Annotated in this window: 28 protein-coding genes; 23 read left to right on the top strand and 5 right to left on the bottom strand. The window is 64.1% G+C overall.

Annotated elements, in window-relative coordinates; genetic code table 11:
- The first annotated feature begins 19 nt into the window (after positions 1 to 19).
- Positions 20 to 568, top strand: coding sequence for a glutathione peroxidase (locus RTK35_RS15125; protein ID WP_316908353.1), 549 nt, complete (start codon positions 20 to 22; stop codon positions 566 to 568).
- A gap of 130 nt (positions 569 to 698) precedes the next feature.
- On the top strand, positions 699 to 1,757 hold the full coding sequence (locus RTK35_RS15120; RefSeq protein ID WP_282886883.1) for a DUF2167 domain-containing protein: 1,059 nt from the start codon (positions 699 to 701) through the stop codon (positions 1,755 to 1,757).
- A gap of 126 nt (positions 1,758 to 1,883) precedes the next feature.
- Here RTK35_RS15120 and RTK35_RS15115 read toward each other — a convergent pair whose 3' ends face one another.
- The 3 genes from RTK35_RS15115 to RTK35_RS15105 all read right to left on the bottom strand — a co-directional run bounded on the left by RTK35_RS15115 (position 1,884) and on the right by RTK35_RS15105 (position 4,903).
- Positions 1,884 to 3,149 (bottom strand): OmpP1/FadL family transporter, encoded by a 1,266-nt coding sequence (locus tag RTK35_RS15115; RefSeq protein WP_410478671.1) that lies wholly within the window; start codon positions 3,147 to 3,149, stop codon positions 1,884 to 1,886.
- Positions 3,150 to 3,340: 191 nt separating this feature from the next.
- Complete coding sequence (locus RTK35_RS15110; protein ID WP_044412439.1) at positions 3,341 to 3,820, bottom strand: hypothetical protein; 480 nt, start codon at positions 3,818 to 3,820, stop codon at positions 3,341 to 3,343.
- Between the two features lie 228 nt (positions 3,821 to 4,048).
- Positions 4,049 to 4,903, bottom strand: a complete 855-nt coding sequence (locus RTK35_RS15105; protein WP_316908352.1) for a sulfurtransferase — start codon at positions 4,901 to 4,903, stop codon at positions 4,049 to 4,051.
- Positions 4,904 to 4,996: 93 nt separating this feature from the next.
- Here RTK35_RS15105 and RTK35_RS15100 point away from each other — a divergent pair, with 93 nt between their 5' ends.
- The gene (locus tag RTK35_RS15100) at positions 4,997 to 5,791 is read left to right on the top strand and encodes a lysophospholipid acyltransferase family protein (RefSeq protein WP_316908351.1); all 795 of its coding nucleotides are present in this window, start codon (positions 4,997 to 4,999) and stop codon (positions 5,789 to 5,791) included.
- Positions 5,792 to 5,917: 126 nt separating this feature from the next.
- Here the strand turns inward: RTK35_RS15100 and rne are convergent, their stop codons facing one another.
- The gene (gene rne / locus RTK35_RS15095; RefSeq protein ID WP_316908350.1) at positions 5,918 to 9,037 is read right to left on the bottom strand and encodes a ribonuclease E; all 3,120 of its coding nucleotides are present in this window, start codon (positions 9,035 to 9,037) and stop codon (positions 5,918 to 5,920) included.
- Between the two features lie 562 nt (positions 9,038 to 9,599).
- On the opposite strand from rne, the gene rluC reads away from it, so the two are divergent.
- Genes rluC through sppA form a run of 3 tightly spaced genes read left to right on the top strand, consistent with a single transcriptional unit; the run spans position 9,600 to position 12,211 of the window.
- A complete protein-coding gene (gene rluC / locus RTK35_RS15090; protein WP_316908528.1) occupies positions 9,600 to 10,553 on the top strand; it encodes a 23S rRNA pseudouridine(955/2504/2580) synthase RluC in 954 nt (317 codons plus the stop codon).
- Positions 10,546 to 11,238 (top strand): HAD-IA family hydrolase, encoded by a 693-nt coding sequence (locus RTK35_RS15085; RefSeq protein WP_316908349.1) that lies wholly within the window; start codon positions 10,546 to 10,548, stop codon positions 11,236 to 11,238. Before rluC ends, RTK35_RS15085 begins: the two co-directional genes overlap by 8 nt.
- Complete coding sequence (gene sppA, locus RTK35_RS15080; RefSeq protein ID WP_208273202.1) at positions 11,231 to 12,211, top strand: signal peptide peptidase SppA; 981 nt, start codon at positions 11,231 to 11,233, stop codon at positions 12,209 to 12,211. The genes RTK35_RS15085 and sppA overlap by 8 nt, the downstream gene beginning before the upstream one ends.
- Positions 12,212 to 12,262: 51 nt before the next feature.
- Here the strand turns inward: sppA and RTK35_RS15075 are convergent, their stop codons facing one another.
- A complete protein-coding gene (locus RTK35_RS15075) occupies positions 12,263 to 12,841 on the bottom strand; it encodes a Maf family protein (protein WP_236212770.1) in 579 nt (192 codons plus the stop codon).
- Positions 12,842 to 12,948: 107 nt separating this feature from the next.
- Between RTK35_RS15075 and RTK35_RS15070 the strand changes: the two genes are divergently transcribed.
- The 17 genes from RTK35_RS15070 (at position 12,949) to RTK35_RS14990 (ending at position 26,810) form a co-directional block, all read left to right on the top strand.
- Complete coding sequence (locus RTK35_RS15070; protein WP_044412418.1) at positions 12,949 to 13,476, top strand: YceD family protein; 528 nt, start codon at positions 12,949 to 12,951, stop codon at positions 13,474 to 13,476.
- A 13-nt stretch (positions 13,477 to 13,489) separates the two neighbouring features.
- Positions 13,490 to 13,672, top strand: a complete 183-nt coding sequence (rpmF, locus tag RTK35_RS15065; protein WP_044412415.1) for a 50S ribosomal protein L32 — start codon at positions 13,490 to 13,492, stop codon at positions 13,670 to 13,672.
- A gap of 3 nt (positions 13,673 to 13,675) precedes the next feature.
- Complete coding sequence (gene plsX / locus RTK35_RS15060; RefSeq protein ID WP_074970096.1) at positions 13,676 to 14,686, top strand: phosphate acyltransferase PlsX; 1,011 nt, start codon at positions 13,676 to 13,678, stop codon at positions 14,684 to 14,686.
- 101 nt (positions 14,687 to 14,787) lie between these two features.
- A complete protein-coding gene (fabD, locus tag RTK35_RS15055; RefSeq protein ID WP_107329082.1) occupies positions 14,788 to 15,726 on the top strand; it encodes an ACP S-malonyltransferase in 939 nt (312 codons plus the stop codon).
- A 14-nt stretch (positions 15,727 to 15,740) separates the two neighbouring features.
- On the top strand, positions 15,741 to 16,484 hold the full coding sequence (gene fabG, locus RTK35_RS15050) for a 3-oxoacyl-ACP reductase FabG (RefSeq protein WP_044412409.1): 744 nt from the start codon (positions 15,741 to 15,743) through the stop codon (positions 16,482 to 16,484).
- Between the two features lie 188 nt (positions 16,485 to 16,672).
- A complete protein-coding gene (acpP, locus tag RTK35_RS15045) occupies positions 16,673 to 16,909 on the top strand; it encodes an acyl carrier protein (protein ID WP_016493661.1) in 237 nt (78 codons plus the stop codon).
- A gap of 108 nt (positions 16,910 to 17,017) precedes the next feature.
- The gene (gene fabF / locus RTK35_RS15040) at positions 17,018 to 18,262 is read left to right on the top strand and encodes a beta-ketoacyl-ACP synthase II (protein ID WP_044412403.1); all 1,245 of its coding nucleotides are present in this window, start codon (positions 17,018 to 17,020) and stop codon (positions 18,260 to 18,262) included.
- Entirely contained in the window at positions 18,262 to 19,074 is an 813-nt protein-coding gene (gene pabC / locus RTK35_RS15035) for an aminodeoxychorismate lyase (RefSeq protein WP_236212772.1), read from the top strand. Before fabF ends, pabC begins: the two co-directional genes overlap by 1 nt.
- A 3-nt stretch (positions 19,075 to 19,077) precedes the next feature.
- The gene (gene mltG / locus RTK35_RS15030; RefSeq protein ID WP_142015708.1) at positions 19,078 to 20,133 is read left to right on the top strand and encodes an endolytic transglycosylase MltG; all 1,056 of its coding nucleotides are present in this window, start codon (positions 19,078 to 19,080) and stop codon (positions 20,131 to 20,133) included.
- On the top strand, positions 20,130 to 20,762 hold the full coding sequence (gene tmk / locus RTK35_RS15025) for a dTMP kinase (RefSeq protein WP_236212773.1): 633 nt from the start codon (positions 20,130 to 20,132) through the stop codon (positions 20,760 to 20,762). Before mltG ends, tmk begins: the two co-directional genes overlap by 4 nt.
- Positions 20,755 to 21,741, top strand: a complete 987-nt coding sequence (locus RTK35_RS15020) for a DNA polymerase III subunit delta' (RefSeq protein WP_044412390.1) — start codon at positions 20,755 to 20,757, stop codon at positions 21,739 to 21,741. The genes tmk and RTK35_RS15020 overlap by 8 nt, the downstream gene beginning before the upstream one ends.
- Positions 21,742 to 21,775: 34 nt before the next feature.
- A complete protein-coding gene (locus tag RTK35_RS15015) occupies positions 21,776 to 22,132 on the top strand; it encodes a PilZ domain-containing protein (RefSeq protein WP_044412389.1) in 357 nt (118 codons plus the stop codon).
- Between the two features lie 56 nt (positions 22,133 to 22,188).
- Positions 22,189 to 22,974 carry a TatD family hydrolase gene (locus RTK35_RS15010; protein WP_044412387.1) on the top strand — a complete coding sequence of 262 codons (786 nt, stop codon included), beginning with the start codon at positions 22,189 to 22,191 and terminating at the stop codon, positions 22,972 to 22,974.
- Between the two features lie 564 nt (positions 22,975 to 23,538).
- Positions 23,539 to 24,177, top strand: a complete 639-nt coding sequence (locus tag RTK35_RS15005) for a TetR/AcrR family transcriptional regulator (RefSeq protein ID WP_044412384.1) — start codon at positions 23,539 to 23,541, stop codon at positions 24,175 to 24,177.
- 85 nt (positions 24,178 to 24,262) lie between these two features.
- A complete protein-coding gene (locus RTK35_RS15000; RefSeq protein ID WP_236212774.1) occupies positions 24,263 to 25,231 on the top strand; it encodes a GTP 3',8-cyclase MoaA in 969 nt (322 codons plus the stop codon).
- A gap of 25 nt (positions 25,232 to 25,256) precedes the next feature.
- A complete protein-coding gene (locus RTK35_RS14995) occupies positions 25,257 to 26,144 on the top strand; it encodes a radical SAM protein (protein WP_316908347.1) in 888 nt (295 codons plus the stop codon).
- 63 nt (positions 26,145 to 26,207) lie between these two features.
- Positions 26,208 to 26,810, top strand: coding sequence for a DUF4823 domain-containing protein (locus tag RTK35_RS14990; protein WP_044412375.1), 603 nt, complete (start codon positions 26,208 to 26,210; stop codon positions 26,808 to 26,810).
- Positions 26,811 to 26,812 lie beyond the last annotated feature (2 nt).

The raw sequence follows: 26,812 nt of genomic DNA, 5'->3' as shown, positions 1-26,812 counted from the left end.
GTGCCCGAGGATGCCTGCCATGAAACGCCTGTTCGCCGTGCCCCTGCTCGCTCTGTTCGCCCTGCCCGTCGTAGCAGCGGAGTGCCCACCGCTGTTGCAGCACAGCCTGCCGCAGTTGCGGGCCAAGGCGACGGTGGACCTGTGCGAGCGCTTCGCCGGCAAGCCGCTGCTGATCGTCAACACCGCCAGCCACTGCGGTTTCACCCCGCAATTCAAGGGGCTGGAAGCGCTGTACCAGCGCTACAAGGCCGAGGGCTTCGAGGTGCTGGGCGTGCCTTCGGATGACTTCAAGCAGGAGGCGGCCAATACGGAGGAGACCGCGAAGGTCTGCTACGTGAACTACGGCGTGACCTTCACCATGACCGAGCCGCAGCACGTGACCGGTGACGAGGCGACGCCGCTCTACCGCGAGCTGATCGAGCAGTCCGGGCAGGCGCCACGCTGGAACTTCTACAAGTACGTGGTGGATCGCCAGGGCAAGGTGGTGGCGCATTTCTCCAGCCTCACCAGCCCGGATGACGAGGACCTGCAGAAGGCGATCCGCCAGGCGCTGGACAGCAAGCCCTGACCCGGCGAGGGGGCGAAAAGGCTGATCAGTCGAGAGTGTGTTTCAGAATCTTTCGGCTGGTTCCGGTTTGCGTGGCGTTCCTGTGATAGGGTTCGCGGCCTGTTTTTCACCCCCTCTCCTGGAGACACCCATGTCGATCAAGGACCTGATCCTGGCCGGACTGCTGGCCGCCGCCATTCCCACCGCCTTTGCCGCCAAGCCTGCTGCCCCCGTTGAAGAGAACGCTGCCCAGGCCGAACAGGCCACGGACGAGGACGTCTCGGCCGACGAAGAGCAGGGCATCAGCGAGGAAGAGTTCCTCAACAGCCTGAACTTCAAGCAGGGCAAGGTGGTGATCGGTGACAACCTGGCCACCCTGGATGTACCGGAGCAGTTCGTCTACCTGGACGGCAAGGACGCCGAGCGCGTGCTGGTGGAGGCCTGGGGCAACCCGCCGGATGCCGAGGAACCGCTGGGCATGATCCTGCCCAAGGGCATTTCTCCGCTGGCCGATGAGTCCTGGGCCGTGACCATCGAGTACGAGGAGAGCGGCTACGTGTCCGACGAGGATGCCAGCGACATCGACTACAACGAGATGCTGCAGGGCATGAAGGACGACACCAAGGAAGACAACAAATGGCGCGCCGAGAACGGCTACGAGCCGGTGCAGCTGATCGGCTGGGCCTCCCAGCCGCGCTATGACGCCAATGGCCGCAAGCTGCACTGGGCCAAGGAGCTGAAGTTCGGCGATTCCGAAACCCACACCCTGAACTACAACATCCGCGTGCTGGGCCGTAAGGGCGTGCTGGTGCTGAACTTCATCGCCAACATGGACCAGTTGCCGACCATCGAGCAGAACCTGCCGGCGGTGCTGGCGATGACCGAGTTCAACCCGGGCAACCGCTACGCCGACTTCAACCCGGACCTGGACAAGGTTGCGGCCTACGGTCTGGGCGCGCTGATCGCTGGCAAGGTCGCCGCCAAGACCGGCCTGCTGGCCATTCTGCTGGTGCTGCTGAAGAAGTTCTTCTGGGTGCCGATCGCCATCGGTGGCTGGGTCATTGCCCGTGTCCGCGGCAAGAAGAAGGAAGCTCCGCAGGCGGCCGATCCGGTCCAGCCGGAGGTGGCACCGGTGGTGCAGCCGAGCAAGCCGGTCGAACCTGCTGCGACGGTGATGGATCTGAACCGCGAAGAGCCGCCGAAGTCCTGACGGTGGCTGCTGCCCGGGGTGATGCGTCACCCCGGGCGCACATGAAAACGCCGCGATACCCGAGAGGGGACCGCGGCGTTTTCGTTTTGGGGTGTACCCCGGCGGCGACGGCCGCCGGGGTTCAGCTCAGAAGCGGTAGGTGACCTGGGCGCCCAGGCCGTGGGCGCTGTTCTTGTAGGTGGAGGAGTAGCTGCCCTTGGTGCTGCTGCTCTGGTTGATGGTGGCGTCGTCTTCCTTCAGGTAGGAGTAGGCGAGGTCCACGGTCCAGTCGTCGTTGGGGCTCCAGGCGGCACCGAGGCTGAGGATCTTGCGGTCATCGGTGGGAATGCGCGGGGAGCGGTACTCGTTGCGGGTCGGGCTCTGGTCGTAGGCCAGGCCGGCACGCAGGGTCCACTCGCGGTTCAGTTTGTAGGCTGCGCCGACGGCGTAGGACCAGGTGTCGCGCCAGTTCTGTTCTTCGGTGATGGTGCCGATACGACCTGCCAGCGGCGCCGGAACCCCCTTGTTGTTGACCGTGATGTCTTTCAGGCGACTCCACCGGGTCCAGGTGGTGCCGGCATAGAGGGTCCAGTCGGCATTCAGGTCGTGGGTGACGGAGAAGTCGACCGACTCGGGGGTTTTCAGTTTCAGCGAGGCGTCGTACTTGCTGCCGGCAAAGGGGCCAAAGCCGGTTCCGGAAATCTGGGTATCACCTTCCAGCTTGAAGTCGACCATCGAGTGGTAGGTCAGGCCGAGGCGAGTGCTGGGGGTGGCTTCGAACAGCACGCCTACGTTGTAGCCCAAGGCAGTGTCGTCACCCTTGATCTTGACCTTGCCATCGTTGCTACCTGGGCTAGATGGATTGAGCGTGGCAGAGGTCAGCTCGCCGTCAATGCGGTTGATGGTGGGGCCGAAGCCGACGGAGAGCTGGTCGTTGATCTTGTAGCTGACGGTGGGCTGCAGGGTGATCACGCGAACTTCGCTGCGGGTGCCGTAGTAGCGGCCCTGGAAGCCGTTCTCATAGTCGGTCACCAGGCCGAAGGGCACGTACATGCCGAGGCCGAAGGTCCATTTGTCGTCGATGGGTTTGACGTAGTAGCCCATGGGCACGCCGATGAACGGGACCATGTCGCCGTCATTGCTGCCCGATACGGAGCCGCGGCCATGGTCGATGTCGGTCTTGGCGTCCAGCAGGGCGACACCGCCGCTGACCTGTTCGCGCTTGAGGCGCGACATGCCGGCGGGGTTGCCGAAGACGGTGGAGGCATCGTCGGCCGAGGAAGAACGGCCGGCGAAGGCAGTACCCATGCCGCTCACGCTCTGTTCGTTGATGGCGAAACCGCCGGCGAGGCTGTAGGTGGATGCGCCGGCAACAGCGAGAGCGAGGCTGGTCTTTATGATTCTTGTGATCACGGTTGACTCCTGGGTCTGGTAAGGCAGGGGGCGGAAACTAGCAGGATTTCCAGACCCTTTCCAGCCACGTTGAGTTCCCGCTAAATCGGCGTTCTAGAGGCTTTCGTGTGGCAAATTGCCGCTAATTTCACGCTTCGTGCAAAAAGCCTTGGACGCTCGTTCCTGACTGATTGGTCAGTGATCGATTTATCCTAGGCAGCCTGTTGAGGAAGTCCTACGCAGCGATTCCAGGCGGCGAGGTAGTCGCTGGGATTTCCCTGCGGGTTGAATACGCGCCGCCAGACATCCGCCATGCCCGGCCAGTCATCCGCCGATGGCATCACGAGGACTTCGCTTTCCACCAGCAGCCAGGCGATGGCGGTGGCGTAGCGCAGGTTCACCGCGAGCTCCAGGTGGGGAGCGCCCAGGAAGGCGTGCTGGCTGGCTAGGCCCCGCACCAGGCTGGCCAGGTCTGGATCGCGGGCCAGGTGCTGGTCCCAGAGTTGGCGGTGGTGGGCTTCGCTGATGTGGTAGAGGCCGTAGCCGGCGCGATCCCCCAGGGCCGTGCCAAGGTCGGACTGGCACGCGGCGGCGCCGAGCAGGAGCACTTCGGCCGTGGGAGAGGGGCGTTGCAGGTAGGCCAGTGTGGGGCGGATGACGTGTTGGCAGAGATCGTGTGCGGCTATGCCCATGATGCCCTCGCGGAAGGTGCCGGCGGGGTCGGGGGCGTGTGGCAGCTTCTCGTTCTGGGAAAGGACCCCGCCGGGAGCGGGGTTAGCCGCTCGATTTGAAGTGTAGTGGGATAAAGGTGCTGTAAAGGCCTGTTTTTAAACTGTTTGGCGTCTTGCGCCAGGCGCCATATGCCAGGCAGTCATTAACAGATTGCGGAGTAGGCCGCCCGGTATGACGGGCGGCCGGGATCACAGGCCCGTGGCCACGGGGCGACTGGGGTCGGTTATCCATTCGCTCCAGGAGCCTGCGTAGAGCGGTGCGAGCGGGTAGCCGGCAAGGCTCAGGGCGAACAGGTTGTGGCAGGCGGTGACGCCGGAGCCGCAGTAGGCCACGAGGCTGTCTGCAGGGCGGTCGGCGAGGAAGGCCTGGAAGCGCTGGCGCAGGGCCTGGGCGGGCAGGAAGCGGCCGTCGGCGCCGAGGTTGTCGGTAAAGGCGGCGCACTGGGCGCCGGGGATGTGCCCGGCGACGGGGTCGATGGGCTCCACCTCGCCCTTGAAGCGCGGCAGGGCGCGGGCGTCCAGCAGGGTGAGTGCGTGGGAGTCGAGGCGGGCCTGGAGCTGACGGGCATCCAGCACCAGGCTGGAGTCGGGGGTGCCGGTGAAACTGCCGGCGCGCTCGGTGGGCTGCTCCGCATCCAGGGGCAGGCCGGCTTCGCGCCAGGCCTTCAGGCCGCCGTCGAGCAGGTAGACGCCATCGCGCTTGCCCAGCCAGGCGAGCAGCCACCAGGCGCGGGCGGCGAAGGCACCGGGGCCATCGTCATACAGCACGATGGTGCTGGCGTTATCCACGCCCCAGCGGCGCAGGGCGGCGACCAGTCGATCCGCCTCCGGCAGCGGGTGGCGTCCGGTGATGCCCGGTTGCACGGGGGCGGAGAGGTCACGCTCGAGGTCGGCGAAATGGGCGCCCGGGATATGCCCTTCGGCATGGCTGCGCTGGCCGTAGGACGGATCATCCAGGGCGAAGCGGCAATCGAGGATCACCAGGCCAGGCTCTCCCAGTCGAGGCGCCAGTTCATCAGGGCGGATCAGTTGCGCGAGGGGCATGACGGTCTCCTGTGTCGAATCGATGACGATGCGCATCATAAGGAACGATCGCGCGTTGCGTCGCGCGGATGAACACGAGATGGGAGGGCCACGATGCCAAACCTGCATTCATTCGCCCAGAGCGCCACCCTGGCACGTCGCGTCGGCGTGGTGGTTGGTTCGGTGCTCTGGACGCTGTATTTCTGCTGCCTTGTCCTGTGGCTGGCGCTCTGGCGGCGCCTGGACCGCCAGCGTGTGGACGGCTTCACGCGGGCCTGGTCACGCGGGCTGCTGCGCCTGGTGCGGGTTCGCCTGTCGGTCCATGGGCAGTGGCCGGATTTCAATGATGGCCGGCGCTACCTGATCCTCTGCAATCACTCCAGCCACTACGACATCCCGGCCTCTTTCGTGGCGCTGCCGGGCTCCATCCGCATGCTGGCCAAGCAGGAACTCTCCCGCGTGCCTTTCCTGGGCGCGGCGATGAAGGCGGCGGAATTCCCGTTCATTGACCGGCACAACCGGCGACAGGCGCTGGAGGACCTGGCCAAGGCGCGCGCCATGATGGAAAGCGGCATTGTGCTGTGGGCCGCGCCGGAGGGAACGCGTTCCCCGGATGGCCGGTTGCAGCCATTCAAGAAGGGCTGCTTCCACCTGGCCCTGGATACCGATGCGGTGATCGTGCCGGTGGCCATTCGTGGCATTCATCGGGTGCTGCCTGCGCGCTCCTGGCGTTTCAACCTGGGGCTGCCGGTTTCCGTGCATGTGGGTGAGTCGATCGATGCCAGCCAGTACGACGTGGCACGTCTCGGGATGCTCATGGAACTGACCCGTGAGCGCATGGAGGCCTTGTTGGAGCCTGGGGTGGCGCAGCCGGAAGCGGTGAGGCAGGTGCTGCTGGAGCCGGCCTGAAGCTGTTCGCAGCGGCGAAGGGGGAGGGCGGTTAACGAGCTGCCCAGTCTGAGAGGGCTCAGTGCTGTGAACGAGGCATAAAAAAGGGACGCCATTGGCGTCCCTTTTTCATGGAGCAAGCAGGCCTCAGACGGTCGGCTTGTCCTTCTCTTCCTCGCTGGCCTGCTGTTCTGCAGCAGGTTGCTCGGCTTCGACGGTTGCGGCTTCTTCTGCCTGGGCCTCGGCCTGGACGGCTTCAGCTTCGGCGGCCGGTGCGGCCTCTTCGGTCGGCTGAGCTTGTGCCTCGGCAGGGGCTTCGGCCACGACCGGCTCCTCGACCACCGCAGGTGCAGCCTCGGCTTCGACCGGGGCGGCGGCAGCGGCGGCAGCGGCTTCACGAGCCAGGCGCTCGGCCTCCTGCTGGCGACGACGAACCTCGCGAGGATCGTTGGGCGCGCGGCCGGTGCTGCTCACGCTGGCAGCGGGGGCAGCTTCGACGCTCGGAGCGGGCTCGGCGACAACCTCTGCGACGGGTTCCGGCTGAGGCTCGGCGGCTTCGGTCTGGGGCTCGACGGCAGCAGCCGGCTCGGCAGCTTCGGCGACTTCAACCGGCTGGGCCTGAGGCTCGCTGGCCACTTCGGCGCTTTCGCTCTGCTCGGTCTCGGCAGTGGCCGGTTCGTTCGCTTGCGGCGCGTCTTGCGGCTGGATCAGCTCCAGGCTGGCCTGCTGCTCGGTGGTTTCGCTGACGGCGTTCGCTTGCGGCTCGACCTCGGCTGCCTCTGCTGCTTGGCTGGCGGCTTCGACGGCGATCACGGAGCCGGCGGCGACCGCTGCAACCACGGCGGCTTCGGAGGGCTCGTTGGCCTGCTCGGCATCGCCTTCTGCTTCTTCATTACCATCCAGCGACTCGTCGCCATTCACTTCACGCTGACGCTCGCGGCGGTTGCTGCGGCGGCGTTGGCCACGGGAGCGACGACGGGGGCGTTCGCCGTCCGCGCCTTCCTGGCCGTCGTCCAGCAGCTCTTCGCTGTCGTTCAGCAGTTCTTCTTCGCTCGGGGCGGCGCCAGCCTGCTCGGGGCGCGGTTGGCGCTCTTCACGGGGCGGACGCTCACCACGCTCGCGGCGGTTCTCCTGGCCTTCACGCGGCTCACGGGCTTCGCGGGGCTGGCGCTCCTCACGGGGCTGACGCTCTTCGCGGGGTTGGCGTTCCTCACGGGCCTGGCGTTCTTCACGCGGTTGGCGCTCTTCGCGAGGCTGACGCTCCTCACGGGGCTGGCGCTCTTCGCGCGGGGCGCGCTCTGCACGAGGTTGGCGCTCTTCGCGCGGCTCACGGCCTTCGCGGGGCTGGCGCTCTTCACGCGGTTGACGGTCTTCGCGAGCCTGACGTTCTTCACGCGGCTGGCGCTCTTCGCGAGGCTTGCGCTCGTCGTCACGACGGCCTTCACGGCCTTCGCGGCGGCGGTTCTGCTGACGGCCGTTACGACGCTCCTCACCGGTACGGGCGGGGCGCTCGCTGGCGGCGGCCTTCTCGGGCGCGGGGCTCGGCTCGTCCTTGCCGGCGAACAGGCTGACCAGCGACTTCACCAGGCCCTTGAACAGGCTCGGTTCGGCGGCTGCAACGGCGGCGGTAGGCGGTGCCATCGGGGCCGGTGCGGTCGGGGCGGGAGCCGGACGCTCGGGGGCGACGGTCTTCACGGCGGCTTCCTGGCGAACCAGGGTGCGGGTGGAAGCGGCCGGGTGGTGCTCCTCGACTTCGGTAGGGGTCATCTCGTAGCTGGACAGGCCAGTGAGGACTTCCGGGTTGTCGTCGCGCAGGCGCTGGACTTCGAAGTGCGGGGTTTCCAGGTGGTCGTTCGGCAGGATCACGATGCGTGCGCGGGTGCGCAGCTCGATCTTGGTGATGCTGTTGCGCTTCTCGTTGAGCAGGAAGGCGGCGACCGGGATCGGGACCTGGGCGCGGACTTCGGCGGTGCGGTCCTTGAGGGCCTCTTCCTCGATCAGGCGGAGGATGGCCAGGGACAGGGACTCGACGTCACGGATGATGCCCTGGCCGTTGCAACGGGGGCAGACGATGCCGCTGGTCTCGCCCAGGGACGGACGCAGGCGCTGGCGGGACATTTCCAGCAGGCCGAAGCGGGAGATGCGGCCGACCTGTACGCGGGCGCGGTCGGCTTCCAGGGCTTCGCGGACCTTTTCTTCCACGGCGCGCTGGTTCTTGGCCGGGGTCATGTCGATGAAGTCGATGACGATCAGGCCGCCGATGTCGCGCAGGCGCAGCTGGCGGGCGATTTCCTCGGCCGCTTCCAGGTTGGTCTGCAGGGCGGTTTCTTCGATGTCACCGCCTTTGGTGGCACGAGCGGAGTTGATGTCGATGGACACCAGGGCTTCGGTCGGATCGATGACGATGGAGCCGCCGGAGGGCAGCTTCACTTCGCGCTGGAAGGCGGTTTCGATCTGGCTCTCGATCTGGAAGCGATTGAACAGCGGAACGCTGTCCTGGTAGAGCTTGATCTTGTTCTGGTACTGCGGCATCACCTGGCGGATGAAGCTGAGGGCTTCTTCCTGGGCTTCGACGCTGTCGATCAGCACCTCGCCGATGTCCTGGCGCAGGTAGTCGCGGATCGCGCGGATGATGACGTTGCTTTCCTGGTAGATCAGGAAGGGGGCACCACGCTCACCGGAGGCTTCCTTGATGGCGCTCCAGAGTTGCAGCAGGTAGTCGAGGTCCCACTGCAGCTCCTCGCTGGAGCGGCCGAGGCCGGCGGTACGCACGATCAGGCCCATGTCGGCCGGTGCGTTCAGGCCGTTCAGGGCTTCGCGCAGTTCGTTGCGCTCTTCGCCTTCGATGCGACGGGAGATGCCGCCGGCGCGGGGGTTGTTCGGCATCAGCACCAGGTAGCGGCCGGCGAGGCTGATGAAGGTGGTGAGGGCTGCGCCCTTGTTGCCGCGCTCTTCCTTCTCGACCTGGACGATGACTTCCTGGCCTTCGTTGAGCACGTCCTTGATGTTGACGCGGCCCTCGGGGGACTTCTTGAAGTATTCGCGGGAGATTTCTTTCAGCGGCAGGAAGCCGTGACGTTCGGCACCGAAGTCGACGAATGCGGCTTCGAGGCTGGGTTCGATGCGGGTGATGCGGCCTTTATAAATGTTGGCCTTTTTCTGTTCGCGGGCGCCCGACTCGATGTCCAGGTCATACAGGCGTTGGCCGTCGACCAGGGCAACACGCAACTCTTCGGGCTGAGTTGCGTTAATCAGCATTCTTTTCATGTAGTACCGTCGGTTTCCGGGGCTACCGGAAACGGCGACCGGCACACACGACTCTCGCGGTCGGTGTCAGGTGCGTGTCAGGAGCTGGTTAATGCTCCCGTGTCCAGCGACATCAGGCCATCTGGCCGGAGTCGCGACGACGTCTCCCGCTGCTGTTGTCGTAACAGAAGCAACGTTTATCAGGAGGAGGAATCAGCCATCGGCAGCGGACGGAATAAAACGTCTTGGTTGAAGCGCTGCTACGCAGTCCGACGGTTGTGCATCTCCACCCTACACTTGTCCCTTGAAAATCGGGTGCCGCTCGCAGAATCCGTAGCGGGTTGCATTTACCGCGACCGCCCTAGGGTGGTCACGCGTCATGGCTCAAGGCTTTTTTCTCCGAATGATCGCTGTTCTGGAGCGAAGATTCTGACGGACGGCCTGACGTCCTGAATGGGTTGCACGTGGCTGGGATGGCAGTTTTGGCGAGCATCCGGGGCACGGCCGCTTTTGGCGGCGTTCGCGACTATAGCAGCAATCATTAAGTGCTTCAAATCCATAAAAAATTGTTATGATCGCCGCCATGACGACTCCCTCCTCTCCAACTTCCGGCGTGCAAATGCTCGAAGTTGCGCCGGAATATGCCGGTCAGCGTATTGATAATTTCCTCCGGACCCAGCTGAAAGGCGTCCCCAAGACCTTGATCTACCGCATCTTGCGCAAGGGCGAAGTGCGGGTGAACAAGGGGCGCATCAAGCCTGAGTACAAGCTTCAGGCTGGCGATGTAGTTCGGGTGCCGCCGCTGCGTCTCGCGGAGCGGGATGAGCAGGTACCGCTTGCCCAGGGGCTGCTGGAGCGCCTCGAGGCCGCCATCGTTTATGAAGACAAAGGGCTGATTGTCCTGAACAAGCCGGCCGGCATCGCCGTGCATGGTGGCAGCGGGCTCAGCTTCGGTGTGATCGAGGCATTCCGCCAGTTGCGGCCGGACGCCAAGGAGCTGGAGTTGGTGCACCGGCTGGATCGCGACACCTCGGGCCTGCTGATGATCGCGAAGAAGCGCAGCATGCTGCGCCACCTCCATGAGGCGCTGCGCGGCGATGGCGTGGACAAGCGCTACATGGCGCTGGTGCGTGGCAATTGGCCGACTTCGAAGAAGAAGGTCAGCGCGCCGCTGCTGAAGAACACCCTGCGCTCCGGCGAGCGGATGGTGGAGGTGGATGAAGAGGGGAAGGATGCTCTGACCGAGTTCCGCGTGCTGCGGCGTTTTGGTGAGTTCGCCACTTTGATCGAGGCGAGCCCTATTACCGGCCGTACCCATCAGATCCGGGTCCATACCCGGCATGCCGGCCATGCCATTGCGGGTGATCCCAAGTACGGCGATGAAGATTTTTCTCGGGAAATCCGCGAGTTGGGCGGCAAACGCCTGTTCCTGCATGCCTATGCGCTCTCCCTGGTTTTGCCCGATGGCACGCCCCTGAGTCTTGAGGCGCCAGTGGATGAAATGTGGTCGCAGACCCTGGAGCGGTTGGGTGCCTGACTATCAGCTGCTGATCTTCGATTGGGATGGCACCCTGGTGGACTCCATTTCGCGCATCGTCGAGTCCCTTCGGGTGGCGGCTGAGGCTTGCGGTCTGCCGCAATTGGACGATTCGGCGCTCAAGGGCATCATCGGTCTCGGCTTGCCCGAGGCGATTGCAGTGCTTTACCCGGATCTGGCCGATCCGCAGCAGATCGCTCGCTACCGAGAGGTCTATGCGTCGCACTACAGTCATCTGGAGACGGCCCCGTCGCCGCTCTTTGCGGGCGTGGAAGATGCGCTGGAGTCGTTTCGCGAGGCTGGTTATCGCCTGGCGGTGGCAACGGGCAAGACGCGGCGCGGGCTTGATCGTGTCCTGGCGGGGCGTGGTTGGGAGTGCTACTTCGATATCACTCGCTGCGCTGACGAAACGGCGAGCAAGCCTGATCCCTTGATGCTGCGCCAGATCATGGCGCATTGCGGTGTCAATGCCGGTGCGTCGCTGATGGTGGGGGACTCGCCCTTTGATCTGCGCATGGCACGCAATGCGGCAATGGACTGCGTGGCGGTCGGTTATGGCGCGCAGTCGCTGGATGTCCTGCGGCTGGAGTCGCCGACGCTGACAATCGAGCATTTTGATGAGCTGCGCCATTGGTTGGCTGGTGGCGCGAACAATCCGGTGAACAAGGTGGAATTGCATGTCTGATGAATGGAACGCATCGGCACCCGCTGGTGGTGATGACAAGAGTTGGAGGCTGCTTGAGAAGGCTGTCCTGGCGGGCGTTCAGGAACAGCGGCGAGCTCGGCGCTGGGGTATTTTCTTCAAGCTCCTGACCTTCCTTTATCTGTTCGGCGCGCTGCTGATGTTTTCGCCGTTGTTCGATCTGCAGAAGACGGCGGCGCGTGGTGAGACCCATACGGCACTGGTCGAGGTTCGCGGCATGATTGCGGATAACGAGGCTGCGAGTGCCGACAACATCGTGAGCAGTCTCAGGGCGGCCTTCGAGGATCCGAAAACCAAGGGGGTTGTTCTGCGCATCAACAGCCCGGGCGGCAGTCCCGTCCAGTCGGGCTACATCTATGACGAGATCCGGCGGCTGCGGGGTGAGCATCCCGATACCAAGGTCTATGCGGTGATCACTGATCTTGGGGCATCTGGTGCCTACTACATTGCCAGTGCAGCGGACGAGATCTACGCGGACAAGGCAAGCCTGGTGGGGTCCATTGGTGTCACGGCGGCCAGCTTCGGCTTCGTCGACCTGATGGGTAAGCTGGGTGTCGAGCGTCGTGTCTATACCTCGGGCGAGCACAAGGCGTTCCTTGATCCGTTCCAGCCTCAGAAGGACGACGAGACTCGCTTCTGGCAGGGTGTGCTGGATACCACTCATCGCCAGTTCATCGAGAGCGTGAAGAAGGGGCGAGGTGATCGGCTGAAGGTCGATGGGCATCCCGAGCTCTTCAGCGGCCTGGTCTGGTCCGGTGAGCAGGCTCTTGAGCTGGGTCTGGTGGATAAGCTCGGTAGCACCAGCTACGTGGCGCGCGAGGTCATCGGCGCCAAGGAAATCGTCGACTACACGAAGCAGGACACGCCGTTTGATCGCTTTGCCAAGCGCCTGGGTGCGAGCATGGCTGAGCAGTTGGCGATGTGGATGGGGTTCCAGGGGTCTTCGCTGCGCTGAACCTCGCAGGTAGTTGCCAGAAAAGCCCGGCTTGTGCCGGGCTTTTTCGTCTCAGGGGACCTGTCGGCCTTCGGCGAGCAGCATGTCCACCAGGCGGATCAATGGCAGGCCAACCAGGCTGGTGGCGTCCTCTCCCTCTGTGGTGCGGAACAGCGCGACGCCAAGCCCTTCCGCTTTGAAGCTGCCAGCGCAGTCGTAGGGCTGCTCTGCCTGCAGGTATCGCTCGATGGTGGCTTCGTCCAGTTTGCGGAAGTGCACGGTGAAGGGGATGCAATCCACCTGGCAGCTACCGGTTCGCGTATTGAGCAGGGCGAGGCCGGTCAGGAAGCTTACGCTGGCGCCGCTTGCGGCCATGAGTTGCTGCTTGGCGCGGGTGAAGTCGCCGGACTTGCCCAGGACCTGCTGGCCAAGCACGGCAACCTGGTCGGAGCCGATGATCAGGTGCTGGTCATGGATGTGCGCCAGGGCACGGGCTTTCTGTTCGGCAAGGCGACGCACCAGTTGCTCGGCGCCTTCTCCCGGGTGGCGTGTTTCATCGATGGCGGGCGCGCTCCAGGTGAAGGGAAGGCCCAGGCGCTCCAGCAGGGCGCGCCGGTAGGGTGAGCTGGATGCGAGCACCAGATTGGTCATGATCGACTCCGCGAAAAAATGCCGCGATTCTATCGGGCGTGCCGTGCGGCGGACAGGTCGGAATTTGTTTTGACAGGGCAGGGGGGCATCCCTAGAATACCGCGCCTATGTTGAATGGGCCGATTCCAACTCACGTCGATCCGCGCAAGATGGCTGATCGCAGCGCCACCCTCCAGGGTGAGCTGCCTCTCGCCAGTCTCGAGCGTTTGTGCGATCCCCTCTCCGATGACGCAGGTCGCGTCACCGTCAGGCTTTCGTTCGAGCGCGACGAGCAGCGCACTGTGGTGATCCACAGCGAGCTCGACGTCGAGGTCAAGATGGTATGTCAGCGTTGCCTGGAGCTGGTCGCGCTGCCGATCCACAGCGAGTGTACGTACGCCGTGGTGAAGGAGGGTGCGGACAGCCAGTCACTGCCCAAGGGCTATGACGTGCTGGAAGTGGGTGAGGATCCGCTGGATCTTCTGACTCTGGTCGAGGACGAGCTTCTGCTGGCCTTGCCCATTGTTCCGGCCCATGACCCTGAGGAATGCCAGCAGCCGGCGGGGCTTGATGAGCCCGAACCGAGCGAGGACGAGGTTCCGCGGTCCAACCCGTTCAGCGTACTGGCGCAGTTAAAGCGTGACCCAAACGTTTAGGAGTTAATTGATTATGGCTGTTCAGCAGAACAAAAAATCCCGCTCTGCCCGTGACATGCGTCGCTCCCACGACGCCCTCGAGGCCAATGCCCTGTCCATCGAGAAGAGCACCGGTGAAGTTCACCTGCGCCACCACGTCTCCCCGGACGGCTTCTACCGTGGTCGCAAAGTGATCGACAAGGGCTCGAACGAGTAATCCTTGTCCGTCTCTGTTATAGCGATTGACGCAATGGGCGGGGACTTCGGTCCCCGTTGCATTGTTCCGGCCAGCATTGCCTGCCTGGCTGAGTTCCCCTCTTTACATCTGGTCCTTGTCGGCCAAGCCCCTGTCCTTGAAGAGCTCATCGCCCGCGAAAGCGGAGTTGATCGTCGACGCCTGTCCGTTGAGCATGCTGCCGAAGTGGTGGCGATGGACGAGCGCCCCTCGCAGGCGCTGCGCAGCAAGCCCGACTCCTCCATGCGTGTCGCTCTGGACCTCGTCCGTGCCGGGCGTGCCCATGCCTGCGTGAGCGCCGGCAATACCGGTGCGTTGATGGCGCTTTCCCGCTATGTGCTCAAGACCCTGCCGGGAATCGATCGACCTGCCATGGTGACTGCGATCCCCACGGCGCGCGGCCATTGCCACCTGCTGGACCTGGGCGCCAACGTGGATTGCAGTGCCGAGCATCTCTATCAGTTTGCGGTGATGGGCAGCGTTGCGGCTGAGGCGCTCGGGTTGCGCAGCCCTCGTGTGGCGTTGCTGAACGTCGGCACGGAGGACATCAAGGGCAACCAGCAGGTCAAGCTCGCGGCCAGCCTGCTTCAGCAGGCCAATGGGTTGAACTACATCGGCTACATCGAGGGCGATGCGCTGTATCGCGGTGAGGCGGATGTGGTGGTCTGCGATGGCTTCGTCGGCAACATCCTGCTCAAGTCCAGCGAGGGGCTGGTGGCGATGATTGCCGCGCGCATCGAGTCCCTGTTCACCGAGAATCTTGGCTCCCGTCTTGTTGGTGCGCTGGCGCTGCCGCTGTTGAGTCGTCTCAAGGGCGACCTGGCTCCGTCCCGCCACAATGGCGCGAGCTTTCTCGGGCTGCAGGGGATCGTGGTGAAGAGCCACGGCTCCGCTGGCGCGGATGGTTTCCAGAGTGCGATTCGTCGTGCCGTCATCGAGGTGCGGGAGAATCTGCCGCAGCGACTCCATGGGCGGCTCGAGGATCTGTTGCTCTAGGATGTGACCGCTGGCCGAGGGTTGTCATCCAACTGTCAGTCCGTTGCGCCTGGCGCCGCCAGGTGTGCGAATCGAACAAGGCAAACACGGGAACCGTTCCAATGTCCGCATCCCTCGCATTCGTTTTCCCCGGCCAGGGCTCTCAGTCCCTTGGCATGCTGGCTGAGCATGGCGCTTCGAGCCGCCTGGTCGCAGAGACCTTCGGCGAAGCCTCCGAAGCACTCGGTTACGACCTGTGGGCCCTGACCCAGCAAGGTCCCGAGGAAAGCCTCAACCAGACCGACAAGACCCAGCCGGCGATCCTGACCGCATCCATCGCCTTGTGGCGCCTGTGGCTGCAGGAAGGCGGCGCACGTCCCGCCTATGTAGCTGGTCACAGCCTGGGCGAATACTCCGCTCTGGTAGCCGCAGGCAGCCTGCAGTTCGCTGACGCCGTGAAGCTCGTCGAGCGCCGTGGGCAGTTGATGCAGCAGGCCGTCCCGGCTGGACAGGGCGGCATGGCGGCCATCCTGGGTCTCGAGGATGCCGATGTACTGGCAGCCTGTGCCGAGGCTGCAAAGGGTGACGTGGTCAGTGCGGTGAATTTCAACGCACCGGGCCAGGTGGTGATTGCCGGTTCGGCTGCAGCTGTCGAGCGTGCCATCGAAGCCTGCAAGGCGCGCGGTGCCAAGCGTGCGATGCCGCTGCCGGTGAGCGTGCCGTCCCACTGCGCCCTGATGAAGCCTGCTGCAGAGCGTTTCGCCGAGTTTGTCCAGGCGCTGGACTGGAAGGCACCCGAGATTGCGCTGGTGCAGAACGTCAGCGCCTCGGTGGTGACCGACCTTGATGTGCTCAAGGCCGACCTCCTGGCTCAGCTCTACAGCCCGGTCCGCTGGGTCGAGTCGATGGTGCGCTTGTCCGAGCAGGGTGTGACCGATCTCGTCGAGTGCGGCCCCGGCAAGGTCCTGAGTGGCCTGAACAAGCGCTGCGTCAAGGGCATCGCCACCCATAACCTGGATACCCCCGACGCCTTCGCAGCCGCCCGCGCTGCGCTGGCCTGATCAAGGAGAAGACCATGAGTCTGCAAGGTAAGGTCGCACTGGTTACTGGCGCGAGCCGTGGTATCGGCCAGGCCATCGCCCTGGAACTGGGCCGCCAAGGTGCCGTCGTCATCGGTACCGCCACCACGCCGGGCGGCGCCGAGCGCATTGCCGAGTACCTGAAGGAGCACGGCATCGAAGGGGCCGGTCTGGTTCTGGATGTCAGTAGCGATGAATCCGTCGCCAGCACGCTGGAGCACATCCAGCAGCATCTGGGGCAGCCGCTGATCCTGGTGAACAATGCCGGCATCACCCGCGACAACCTGATGCTGCGTATGAAAGACGACGAATGGTTCGACGTCATCAATACCAACCTGAACAGCCTGTTCCGCTTGAGCAAGGCAGTTCTGAGGGGCATGACCAAGGCGCGCTGGGGCCGCATCATCAACATCGGCTCCGTGGTCGGTGCGATGGGCAACGCCGGCCAGGCCAACTACGCTGCTGCCAAGGCCGGTCTCGAGGGCTTCGGTCGGGCGCTTGCCCGTGAAGTGGGCTCTCGCGCCATCACCGTCAACTCCGTTGCCCCTGGCTTCATCGATACCGACATGACTCGCGAACTGCCCGATGCGCAGCGCGAGGCCCTGTTGACCCAGATTCCGCTGGCTCGCCTTGGCCAGGCCGAGGAGATTGCGAAGGTGGTCGGATTCCTCGCTTCCGATGGTGCTTCCTACGTCACAGGGGCTACCATTCCGGTGAACGGTGGGATGTACATGAGCTGAATGTGACGAATCCCCTCAGGAAACTGTCATACGAGCTGTCTAAAATCCGGTACTCGAGTGCAATTGGGTTCTGGGCGGCTCCTGACGGGGCCTGAAGGGGTTCGGAGTCCTGCTTGAAAAGCAGAAAACCCTTTCTATACACTGCAGCCCAAGCTGCACGGATTTTTCCATAGGAGTGAAAACAAGGTATGAGCACCATCGAAGAACGCGTCAAGAAGATCGTCGCCGAGCAACTGGGCGTCAAAGAAGACGAAGTCACCAACAGCGCTTCCTTCGTTGAAGACCTGGGCGCCGACTCCCTTGACACCGTTGAGCTGGTGATGGCTCTGGAAGAGGAATTCGAGACCGAGATTCCGGACGAGCAAGCCGAGAAGATCACCACCGTTCAGGAAGCCATCGATTACATCAACGCTCACGCGCAATAAGTAATCGTCGGTTCCCCGACCTGGAAAAGCCGCACGACCCTGAAGGTCGTGCGGCTTTTCTTTAAGCGGTTTTTGCCGCCGATCAGCAACATGTAAAAGGAGAGCGCTGTGTCGCGTAGACGCGTCGTGATCACCGGCCTTGGCATGCTGTCGCCCTTGGGCAACACCGTCGCCGATAGCTGGCAAGGCATTCTGGCTGGCCGCAGTGGCATCGGCCTCATCGAGCATATGGATCTGTCGGCCTATGCCACCCGTTTCGGCGGCTCGGTCAAGGGCTTCGATGTCGAGCAGTACCTGTCGGCCAAGGAAGCACGAAAGCTCGACCTGTTCATCCAGTACGGCCTGGCCGCGAGTTTCCAGGCCGTGCGTGACGCTGGCCTGGAAGTGACCGATGCCAACCGCGAGCGCATCGGCGTGGCCATGGGGTCGGGCATCGGTGGCCTGACCAACATCGAGAACAACTGCCGTTCGCTGATCGAGCAGGGGCCGCGGCGCATCTCGCCGTTCTTCGTCCCGGGTTCGATCATCAACATGGTGTCCGGCTTCCTGTCGATCCACCTGGGCATCCAGGGGCCGAACTACGCCATCGCCACGGCGTGTACCACCGGCACCCATTGCATCGGCATGGCGGCGCGTAACATCGCCTACGGTGAGGCGGACGTGATGATCGCCGGTGGCTCCGAGATGGCGGCCTGCGGCCTTGGTCTCGGCGGCTTCGGTGCGGCCCGTGCACTGTCTACCCGCAACGACGAGCCGACTCGCGCGAGCCGCCCGTGGGACAAAGGGCGCGATGGCTTCGTGCTGTCGGATGGCGCCGGTGCGCTGGTGCTCGAAGAGCTGGAGCACGCCCGTGCCCGTGGCGCCACCATCTATGCCGAGCTGGTCGGCTTCGGCATGAGTGGCGATGCCTTCCACATGACCTCTCCGCCGGATGACGGCGCCGGTGCCGCGCGCTGCATGCGCAACGCCCTGCGTGATGCTGGTCTGAATGCGGACCAGGTGCAGTACATCAATGCCCATGGCACCTCGACGCCGGCCGGTGACCTGGCGGAAGCCGCTGCCGTGAAGAGCGTCTTCGGCGATCACGCCTACCGCGTTGCGGTGAGCTCGACCAAGTCGATGACCGGTCACCTCCTGGGCGCTGCCGGGGCCGTTGAAGCGATCTTCAGCGTGCTGGCGATCCGCGACCAGGTGGCTCCGCCGACCATCAACCTGGAGGAGCCGGACGAAGGCTGTGACCTGGATTTCGTGCCTCACCAGGCGCGCTCCATGCCCATCGACGTCGTACTGTCCAACTCCTTCGGCTTTGGCGGCACCAACGGTTCCCTGGTGTTCCGTCGCTTCGAGGGCTGATGGACGACTGGATTGATGGCCGGCCGGCCGCTTCCCTTCCCATGAGGGATCGCGGCCTGGCCTACGGCGATGGACTGTTCGAGACCATCGCCGTTCGCCGGGGCGTTCCAAGCCTGTTGGAACGTCATCTGGCGCGCTTGGCTGAAGGCGCGCGTCGGCTCTTCCTGTCCCTGGATCTGGAGACCGTTCGTAACGAGCTCCTGGCATTCTCCGCCGAATTGGGGGAGGGCGTTGCAAAGCTCATCGTCACCCGGGGTGATGGCCTGCGCGGCTATGCACCCTCCAGCGGCCCGGCCCGTCGCCTGCTGATGGCCAGTCCATTGCCTGCCTACCCATCGGTATGCGCCGAAGAGGGCATCGAGCTTTTTCCCTGCACCACGCGCCTGGCCGAGCAACCCCTGCTGGCTGGCCTCAAGCATTTGAACCGGCTTGAGCAGGTTCTCGCGCGTGCCGAGTGGAGTGATTCCCGCTATGCGGAAGGGCTGGTACGAGACCATTCGGGCCGGCTGATCGAGGGCGTGTTCAGCAACCTTTTCCTCGTGCATGACGGCCAGTTGCTGACGCCGGACCTGCAGCGCTGTGGTGTGCAGGGTGTCATGCGCGCGGCATTGCTGGATCTGGCCGCAGTCGAGGGAATCAACGTCCAGGTCCGCGACATCGCGTTCGACGAGTTGGCGGTCGCTGACGAGGTCTTTACCTGCAACAGCCTGTATGGCATCTGGCCGGTGCGCGCCTGCGGCGAGCATGTCTGGTCGGTGGGCCCGCTCACCCGTAAACTGCAGCCCCTTGCCCTCGCCCAACTGGACTGCTGATTCGTGATTCGCAAATTGCTCATGCTGCTGCAGGGTGGCCTGTTCCTCGTTGGTCTCTTGCTGGCGTTCGCGGGTTGGCAACAGCACCTGGCCCTTACCCAGCCCCTCGACCTCAGCGAGGAGCGCCTGCTCGATGTGCCGGCGGGTGCCACCCCGGGTGGCATGCTCAATCGACTGGAGGAGCAGGGCGTGATTCACAGCGCCTTCTGGCTGCGCCAGTACTGGCGTTTCAACCTTTCCGGCCAGGCGCTGCACAGCGGTGAGTACCGCATGACCCCGGGCATGACCGCCGAAGGGTTGCTCGGGCTCTGGCAGCGGGCCGATGTCGTCCAGTACAGCCTCACCCTGGTCGAAGGCTGGAATTTCCGCCAACTGCGAGCCGCGTTGGCCAAGCAGGTCAAGCTGGAACAGACCCTGGCCGGTGCCAGCGATGATGAAGTGATGAAGCGCCTCGGTCTGGAAGGCCAGCATCCCGAGGGGCGATTCTTCCCCGATACCTACCGTTATGTACGCGGCATGCGTGATACGGACCTGCTTCGCCAGGCTCACCAGCGCCTGGAGCAGGTCCTGGACGAGGAGTGGCAATCCCGTGCCCAGGGCTTGCCCTACAAGGATGCCTACGAGGCATTGATCATGGCCTCGATGGTGGAAAAGGAGACCGGCGTCCCGGAGGAGCGTGGGCAGATCGCCGGCGTGTTCATCCGTCGCCTCCAGCAGGGCATGCTGCTGCAGACCGATCCCACGGTGATCTACGGCCTGGGTGAGCGCTACACCGGCAAGATCACCCGTGCCCACCTGCGCGAGGCGACGCCCTACAACACCTACGTCATCGCCGGAATGCCGCCGACACCCATCGCCATGGTGGGGCGCGAGGCCATCCATGCGGCCCTCAACCCGGTGGAAGGCAAAAGCCTTTACTTCGTCGCCCGTGGCGACGGTAGCCACGTTTTTTCGGAGACCCTCGAGGCGCACAACAAGGCGGTCCGTGAGTTCCAGCTCAACCGCCGTGCGGACTACCGCTCGAGTCCCGCTCCCGTCAGCAAGAAGGACACCCCGTGAACGGCCTGTTCATTACGCTCGAGGGCCCCGAAGGGGCCGGCAAGAGCACCAATCGCGACTTCATCGCCTCTCGCCTGCGCGAGCGTGGCGTTGAAGTCCTGCTAACCCGCGAGCCCGGTGGCACGCCGTTGGCTGAACGCATCCGCGAGCTGCTGCTGGCGCCCAGTGACGAGTCGATGGCGGTGGATACCGAACTGCTGCTGATGTTCGCCGCCCGCGCCCAGCACCTGGACCGCGTCATTCGCCCTGCGCTTGAGGCCAGGCAAGTGGTGCTGTGTGATCGCTTCACCGACGCCACCTACGCCTACCAGGGCGGTGGCCGGGGTGTGTCGATGGCGCGTATTGCCGAACTGGAGCGCTTCGTCCAGGGCAGCCTGCGCCCGGACCTGACCCTGGTGTTCGACCTGCCGGTGGAAGTGGGCCTCCAGCGCGCCGCAGCCCGTGGCCGGCTGGACCGTTTCGAGCAGGAGGACCGCAGCTTCTTCGACGCCGTTCGCCAGACCTATCTCGAGCGTGCCGCCCAGGCGCCCGAGCATTATCGGGTGATCGATGCGGCGAAGCCCCTGGCCGATGTCCAGCGTTACCTGGACGCCCTTCTGCCGGAGTTGCTGGAGCGCTGTCATGGCTGAAGCCTACCCCTGGCAGGATTCGCTCTGGCAGCACCTGGCCGGTCGCCCGCGTCATGCCCATGCCTACCTGCTGCACGGGCCGGCCGGCATCGGCAAGCGTGCGCTCGCCGAGCGCCTGATGGCACGGCTGCTCTGCCAGCAACCTGCGGGAAACGATGCCTGTGGTCAGTGCAAGTCCTGCTTCCTGCTGGCGGCGGGCACTCACCCTGACAACTACGTGCTGGAGCCCGAGGAGGTCGACAAGGCAATCCGTGTCGATCAGGTGCGAGACCTGGTGGATTTCGTCGTGCAGACCGCTCAGCTGGGTGGGCGCAAGGTCGTACTTCTGGAGCCGGCGGAGTCCATGAACCTGAACGCGGCCAACGCCCTGCTCAAGAGTCTGGAGGAACCTTCCGGCGACACCGTGCTGCTGCTCATCAGCCACCAGCCGAGCCGCCTGCTGCCCACCATCAAGAGCCGCTGTGTGCAGCAGGCATGCCCGTTGCCAGGTGAGGCGGAGAGCCTGGCCTGGCTCGCCCGGGCCCTGCCCGACAGTGATGCTGCGACCCGCTCGGACCTGTTGGCCCTGGCCGGCGGCTCGCCCCTGACCGCGTTGCGTCTGCACGGACAAGGCGTGCTGGAGCAGCGTGCCCAGGTGGTGGAGGGGGTAAAGAAGCTGATCAAGCAGCAAGTCGGCGTCAGCCAGTTGGCCGAAGGCTGGAACGCGGTACCGCTGGTGCTGCTGTTCGACTGGTTCTGCGACTGGGCCCAGTTGATGCTGCGCTACCAGTTGACGCAGGACGAAGCAGGGCTGGGGCTGGCGGACATGCGCAAGGTCGTCCAGTACCTGGCGGACAAATCATCCCAGGCCAAGGTGCTGGCGATGCAGGAGTGGCTCCTGCAGCAGCGGCAGAAGGTGCTGGGCAAGGCCAATCTCAACCGTGTCTTGCTTCTCGAAGCCTTGCTGGTGCAGTGGGCAAGCTTGCCCGGACCGGGCTAGAATCGCCCACTGAGCCAGCCAGCAGGAACGCCGAATGAGTCTCCCACCCAATCTAGGCCCGCGTAACGGGATCCTGTCCCTGACGATCAAGGACAAGTCCGTGCTCTACGCCGCCTACATGCCGTTCATCAAGAACGGCGGCCTGTTCATCCCCACCAACAAGAGCTACAAGCTCGGTGACGAGGTGTTCATGCTGCTGAACCTGATGGATGAGCAGGAGAAGATCCCGGTGGCGGGCAAGGTGGTGTGGATCACCCCGAAGGGCGCCCAGGGCAACCGGGCTGCCGGCATCGGCGTGCAGTTCAACGATGGCGACACCACCGCCCGCAACAAGATCGAGACCTACCTGGCCGGCGCGCTGAAGTCCGATCGTCCCACCCACACCATGTAATCTCCGGCGCCGCCCAGGCGGCGCTTCCCTGTATCCCTCCAGTGGCACCCCGCACCATGTTGGTCGACTCTCATTGTCATCTTGATCGCCTTGACCTGGCTGCCCATGGCGGCTCCCTCGATGCAGCGCTCGATGCGGCGCGCGCCCGGGGCGTTGGGCAATTCCTCTGCATTGGCGTGAGCGCCGACAACGCTGCCGCAGTGAAGGCCCTGGCCGACCGCTACGGTGATGTGCACTGCTCGGTCGGCGTACACCCGCTGGATCTCGCGCCTGGTCAGCCTCCAGCCCTGGACTGGTTGCTGCAGGAACTGGATCACCCGCGTGTGGTGGCCATTGGCGAGACCGGGCTCGACTATCACTACGAGCCGGAGGCAGCGGAGCTCCAGCAGCAGGCTTTCCAACTGCACCTCGAGGCTGCACGGATCACCGGCAAGCCGGTCATCGTCCACACCCGCGAGGCGCGGGCGGACACCCTTGCCCTGCTGCGAGAAGCTGCCTTGCCCCAGGCAGGCGTGTTGCATTGCTTCACCGAAGACTGGGACATGGCCCGGGCTGCGCTCGACATCGGCTTCTATATCTCCCTGTCAGGGATCGTCACCTTCCGCAATGCCGAGGCGCTGCGCGAGGTCGCTCGCCAGGTGCCTGCCGATCGGTTGCTGGTAGAGACGGATTCCCCCTACCTGGCACCGGTGCCCCACCGGGGCAAGGCGAACCTGCCGCAGTATGTGCGCGAGGTGGCGGAGTTCCTGGCGGAGCTGCGGGGTGTGTCCTATGACGCGCTGGCCGAGCAGACCACGGCCAACTTCTACCGTCTGTTCCCGCTGGCCCAATCGGCTGCCTGACGCACAGGCAAAAAAAACCCGGGTTCTGGGGGATGAATCCGGGTCAAGACCATTAGGAGTAAAACAAAGTACGCGATCCTCGGTACTTTGGCCGGCGGGGCACTTGGGGGGAGATGCCGCGCACCGGTAAAGGGAAGTATTGGCCAATATCCCCGAGCGTCCAGAGCAGATCGGTCGTTTTTTAAACAGATTTGGAATACTCCCGCGCCCGCTGAGTCCCCCCTGTTCCTGCCTATCGTCTTGCATGCCGCAGCCCCAAAGAATGGGCGCAACATGACTTTTTCCACTTTGATCGGGCTTACAGCGAGCGTCGAATCGTCTGGCGTCGTCTTATAGATTGCTGATCGAATCCGGTCGGATTGATGTCTGGATGACTTCCAAGCGTTCTGTTTGGAGGGGGCGAAACCCTTCTGGGTCGCGCTTTCCAGCCATTCGGGGGCGTGTCGGCTGCTGCCTAATATGCCCGGTTGGGTGCTGGCAATACGCTCATAGTCGGATGTTCCGTGCATTTTGCCGGCATTTAGGCATAATACGCGGCTTGATTTTTGACCCTATAGTCCCTTTATGCAGAAAGAACCCCGTAAAGTCCGTGAGTTTCGCCGCCGCGAGCAGGAAATCCTCGATACCGCGCTCAAACTGTTCCTGGAGCAGGGCGAGGACAGCGTCACCGTCGAGATGATTGCCGACGCAGTGGGTATCGGCAAAGGCACGATCTACAAGCACTTCAAGTCCAAGGCCGAGATCTACCTGCGCCTGATGCTGGACTACGAGCGCGACCTGAACGAACTGCTCCACTCGGCGGACGTGGATCGCGACAAGGAAGCCCTGTCCCGCGCCTATTTCGAGTTCCGGATGCGGGATCCGCAGCGCTACCGCCTGTTCGACCGCCTGGAGGAGAAAGTGGTGAAGAACAGCCAGGTGCCCGAGATGGTGGAGCAGCTGCACAAGATCCGTGCGTCCAACTTCGAGCGCCTGACCCAGTTGATCAAGGGGCGTATCGCCGAAGGCAAGCTGGAAGACGTACCGCCTTACTTCCACTACTGCGCGGCCTGGGCGCTGGTGCATGGCGCCGTTGCGCTCTACCACTCGCCCTTCTGGAGCAACGTCCTGGAAGACCAGGAAGGCTTCTTCCAGTTCCTGATGGACATCGGCGTGCGCATGGGCAACAAGCGCAAGCGTGACAATGAGTCGCCATCCGGCTGAGTGATGGACGCCTGCTGGGCGCCGAGCCATGGGACGGGCTCGGGGCCCGGCGATATACTGCGCCACCCCCTCCTCGGAGCGTCCCGTGATCGTCGATCGACAAGGCAGGCGGTTTCGCAACCTGCGCATCAGCCTCACTGCCGCTTGCAACTACGCCTGTACCTACTGCGTGCCTGACGGCAAGCGCCTGGTCGCCGCCCATGACGAGTTGCCTGCCGATGCGCTGGTGCGCGGTGTGGCTTACCTGATCGAAGCCGCGGGCATCGAACGGTTGCGCATCACCGGCGGAGAGCCCCTGGTCAGCCCCAAGCTCGAAGCCTTTCTGGATGGCATCGGCCAGCTCGGTCTCGATGACATCAGCCTGACCACCAATGGCCAGCTGCTTTCCCGCAAGTTGCCCGCGCTGCTTGCCAGCGGCATCCGTCGCCTCAATGTTTCCCTGGATACCCTCGATGCGGATGCCTTCCGCCGGATCGCCAGGGGAGGAGACTTGGCGTCCGTGCTTCGTGGAATGGATGAAGCGGCCGCTGCCGGGATCAGGATCAAGGTCAACATGGTGCCGCTGCGGGGCCAGAACCTCGACCAGGTGCTGCCCCTGCTGGAGTACTGCCTGGCGCGCGGCTTCGAGCTGCGCTTCATCGAACTGATGCGCATGGGGCACCTGGCACGCGACTCGGCTGGCTTCCAGCGTCAGTTCGTCGGCCTGGATGAACTGCTGGCCGCCATTGGCGAGCAGTACGCCTATGTCCAGGCCGATGCGCCGGTGGACGCGACCGCGTTGCGCTATGAGATTCCGGGGCGCGGCCACTTCGGGGTGATCGCCAATGAGAGCGTGCCCTTCTGCCGGACCTGTTCGCGCCTGCGCCTGTCGTCCACGGGCTGGCTGCATGGCTGCCTGTCCTCCAGCAATCGTCACTATGTGGGGGACTTGTTGCACAAACCCCGTCACCAGGCACTCCCTGCACTGCAGCGGCTGCTCGTCAGCGCGTTGGCGGACAAGCAGGATGTCGCCTTCTCCGGTGGTGTGACGGTCATGAAGATCATCGGCGGCTGACGGCCGCCTCGGCGAGAAACAGCCCATGAGCTTTCCCGTTTCCTATATCGAACCCGTGTTCCGGCCGCCGAGTGAGGCGAACTCCCTGATCCTGCCGGTGACCAACGGCTGTTCGTGGAACCAGTGCACCTTTTGCGAGATGTACACGCAGCCGCAGAAGAAATTCCGGGCGCGTGATGAAGCGCAAGTGCTGGAGGAAATCCGTCGCTGCGGCGAACAACTGATCGTCCAGCGGGTTTTTCTGGCTGATGGCGATGCGCTGGTGCTGCCGACTCACCGCCTGCTGACGATTCTCCGCGCCATTGCCGAGCACCTGCCGGAGGTGAGGCGTGTCTCCAGCTATTGCCTGCCGAGGAACTTGCGTCGCAAATCGGTCGAGGAGCTGAAGGAGTTGGCCGATGCGGGCTTGGGGATGGTGTATGTCGGTGCCGAGTCGGGGGACGACGAGGTGTTGGCCCGGGTCAACAAGGGTGAAACCGCGGCCTCGACCCGCGATGCACTGCTGAAGCTCGGCGAGGCTGGTATCACCCGTTCGGTGATGGTCCTCAACGGGTTGGGCGGAACGGTGCTCAGTGACCAGCATGCTGATCATTCAGCGCAGTTGATGAACGAGACCCAGCCCGAATTTCTCTCCACGCTGGTGGTCAGCTTTCCCATGGGGGATGACCGCCTGCGGTCGCGTTTCGAGGATTTCCGTCCCCTGGACCAGATCGGCCTGTTCCGCGAAGTCGAGCGGATGCTGGAGGGGTTGGAGCTGCGCGACACCGTCTTCCGCAGTGACCATGCGTCCAACTACCTGGTCCTCAAGGGGCAGCTGGGAGCGGACAAGCCGCGTCTGCTGGAGCAGGTGCGCCAGGCCATCGCTGCGCCAGGGCGCGCCAATCTTCGCCAGGAATGGCAGCGCGGGTTGTGATGGCGCGGAACCTGCATTTCATACCGCCAGTGCCGGATTTACGTCGCTGGACGGAGGAACGTTATGCATAGGCTGATGGTGTTGCTGGTGATCGTGGCGTTGGGTGGCTGCATGAAGGTGAGCGACCTGGCCCTGGGCGCGCGTGACCACATGAGCGATGCGGGCCTGCTGGACCACAGCGAGACGCGCCGTGCCAATACGTGGCGCCTGCAGGCGGACTCCCTCATCTATATCGCCCAGAGCGCCTTCATGCCGGAGAACGGCACCCATACCCGGCCAAACGTGGTGGCGGAGGAGGCGTTCCGGGGCTTCGTCGAGTATTTCCCAATGGTCCGTCGCGCACGCCAGCCAGTGAGCCTGGAGCAGGCGATGAGCGAGGCGCGGGCGGTTGGGGCGAACTACCTGCTGTATACGCGCTTCGCCGATGCGGACGATCGGATCGGCACGCTGGAAGAGTGGGAGGACCAGGAAGCGGTGGACCGACTCGGCGTCGACAACGGCGTGATCCAGCTGATGCTGATCGAGACCAACACCCGCTACCTGGTGGATACCGCGCGGATCACCAACCGCGGCGGGCTGTTCACCTTCTATGACCAGAAGCCCGAGGACCTGATCGGTCCGCCCCTGAGAGAGTACGCGCGCAGCCTGTTGGGGTTGAGCCGCTGAGG

Origin of the sequence: Pseudomonas sp. zfem003, from assembly GCF_032621675.1 — a bacterium.
Taxonomy (GTDB): domain Bacteria; phylum Pseudomonadota; class Gammaproteobacteria; order Pseudomonadales; family Pseudomonadaceae; genus Metapseudomonas; species Metapseudomonas otitidis.
Note: the sequence above shows the minus strand (reverse complement) of the source record. Positions and strands in the feature narration are given on the sequence as shown.

Excerpts from the sequence above, each read along its gene's own strand:
- RTK35_RS15005 (WP_044412384.1), top strand. The coding sequence starts at position 23,539 with ATGCAGAAAGAACCCCGTAAAGTCCGTGAGTTTCGCCGCCGCGAGCAG.
- fabG (WP_044412409.1), top strand. The coding sequence starts at position 15,741 with ATGAGTCTGCAAGGTAAGGTCGCACTGGTTACTGGCGCGAGCCGTGGT.
- RTK35_RS15105 (WP_316908352.1), bottom strand. The coding sequence starts at position 4,903 with ATGCCCCTCGCGCAACTGATCCGCCCTGATGAACTGGCGCCTCGACTG.
- RTK35_RS14990 (WP_044412375.1), top strand. The coding sequence starts at position 26,208 with ATGCATAGGCTGATGGTGTTGCTGGTGATCGTGGCGTTGGGTGGCTGC.
- sppA (WP_208273202.1), top strand. The coding sequence starts at position 11,231 with ATGTCTGATGAATGGAACGCATCGGCACCCGCTGGTGGTGATGACAAG.
- RTK35_RS15070 (WP_044412418.1), top strand. The coding sequence starts at position 12,949 with ATGTTGAATGGGCCGATTCCAACTCACGTCGATCCGCGCAAGATGGCT.
- rne (WP_316908350.1), bottom strand. The coding sequence starts at position 9,037 with ATGAAAAGAATGCTGATTAACGCAACTCAGCCCGAAGAGTTGCGTGTT.
- RTK35_RS15015 (WP_044412389.1), top strand. The coding sequence starts at position 21,776 with ATGAGTCTCCCACCCAATCTAGGCCCGCGTAACGGGATCCTGTCCCTG.
- RTK35_RS15100 (WP_316908351.1), top strand. The coding sequence starts at position 4,997 with ATGCCAAACCTGCATTCATTCGCCCAGAGCGCCACCCTGGCACGTCGC.
- RTK35_RS14995 (WP_316908347.1), top strand. The coding sequence starts at position 25,257 with ATGAGCTTTCCCGTTTCCTATATCGAACCCGTGTTCCGGCCGCCGAGT.
- rpmF (WP_044412415.1), top strand. The coding sequence starts at position 13,490 with ATGGCTGTTCAGCAGAACAAAAAATCCCGCTCTGCCCGTGACATGCGT.
- RTK35_RS15075 (WP_236212770.1), bottom strand. The coding sequence starts at position 12,841 with ATGACCAATCTGGTGCTCGCATCCAGCTCACCCTACCGGCGCGCCCTG.
- RTK35_RS15020 (WP_044412390.1), top strand. The coding sequence starts at position 20,755 with ATGGCTGAAGCCTACCCCTGGCAGGATTCGCTCTGGCAGCACCTGGCC.
- fabD (WP_107329082.1), top strand. The coding sequence starts at position 14,788 with ATGTCCGCATCCCTCGCATTCGTTTTCCCCGGCCAGGGCTCTCAGTCC.
- RTK35_RS15125 (WP_316908353.1), top strand. The coding sequence starts at position 20 with ATGAAACGCCTGTTCGCCGTGCCCCTGCTCGCTCTGTTCGCCCTGCCC.
- RTK35_RS15010 (WP_044412387.1), top strand. The coding sequence starts at position 22,189 with ATGTTGGTCGACTCTCATTGTCATCTTGATCGCCTTGACCTGGCTGCC.
- RTK35_RS15110 (WP_044412439.1), bottom strand. The coding sequence starts at position 3,820 with ATGGGCATAGCCGCACACGATCTCTGCCAACACGTCATCCGCCCCACA.
- RTK35_RS15120 (WP_282886883.1), top strand. The coding sequence starts at position 699 with ATGTCGATCAAGGACCTGATCCTGGCCGGACTGCTGGCCGCCGCCATT.
- acpP (WP_016493661.1), top strand. The coding sequence starts at position 16,673 with ATGAGCACCATCGAAGAACGCGTCAAGAAGATCGTCGCCGAGCAACTG.
- pabC (WP_236212772.1), top strand. The coding sequence starts at position 18,262 with ATGGACGACTGGATTGATGGCCGGCCGGCCGCTTCCCTTCCCATGAGG.
- rluC (WP_316908528.1), top strand. The coding sequence starts at position 9,600 with ATGACGACTCCCTCCTCTCCAACTTCCGGCGTGCAAATGCTCGAAGTT.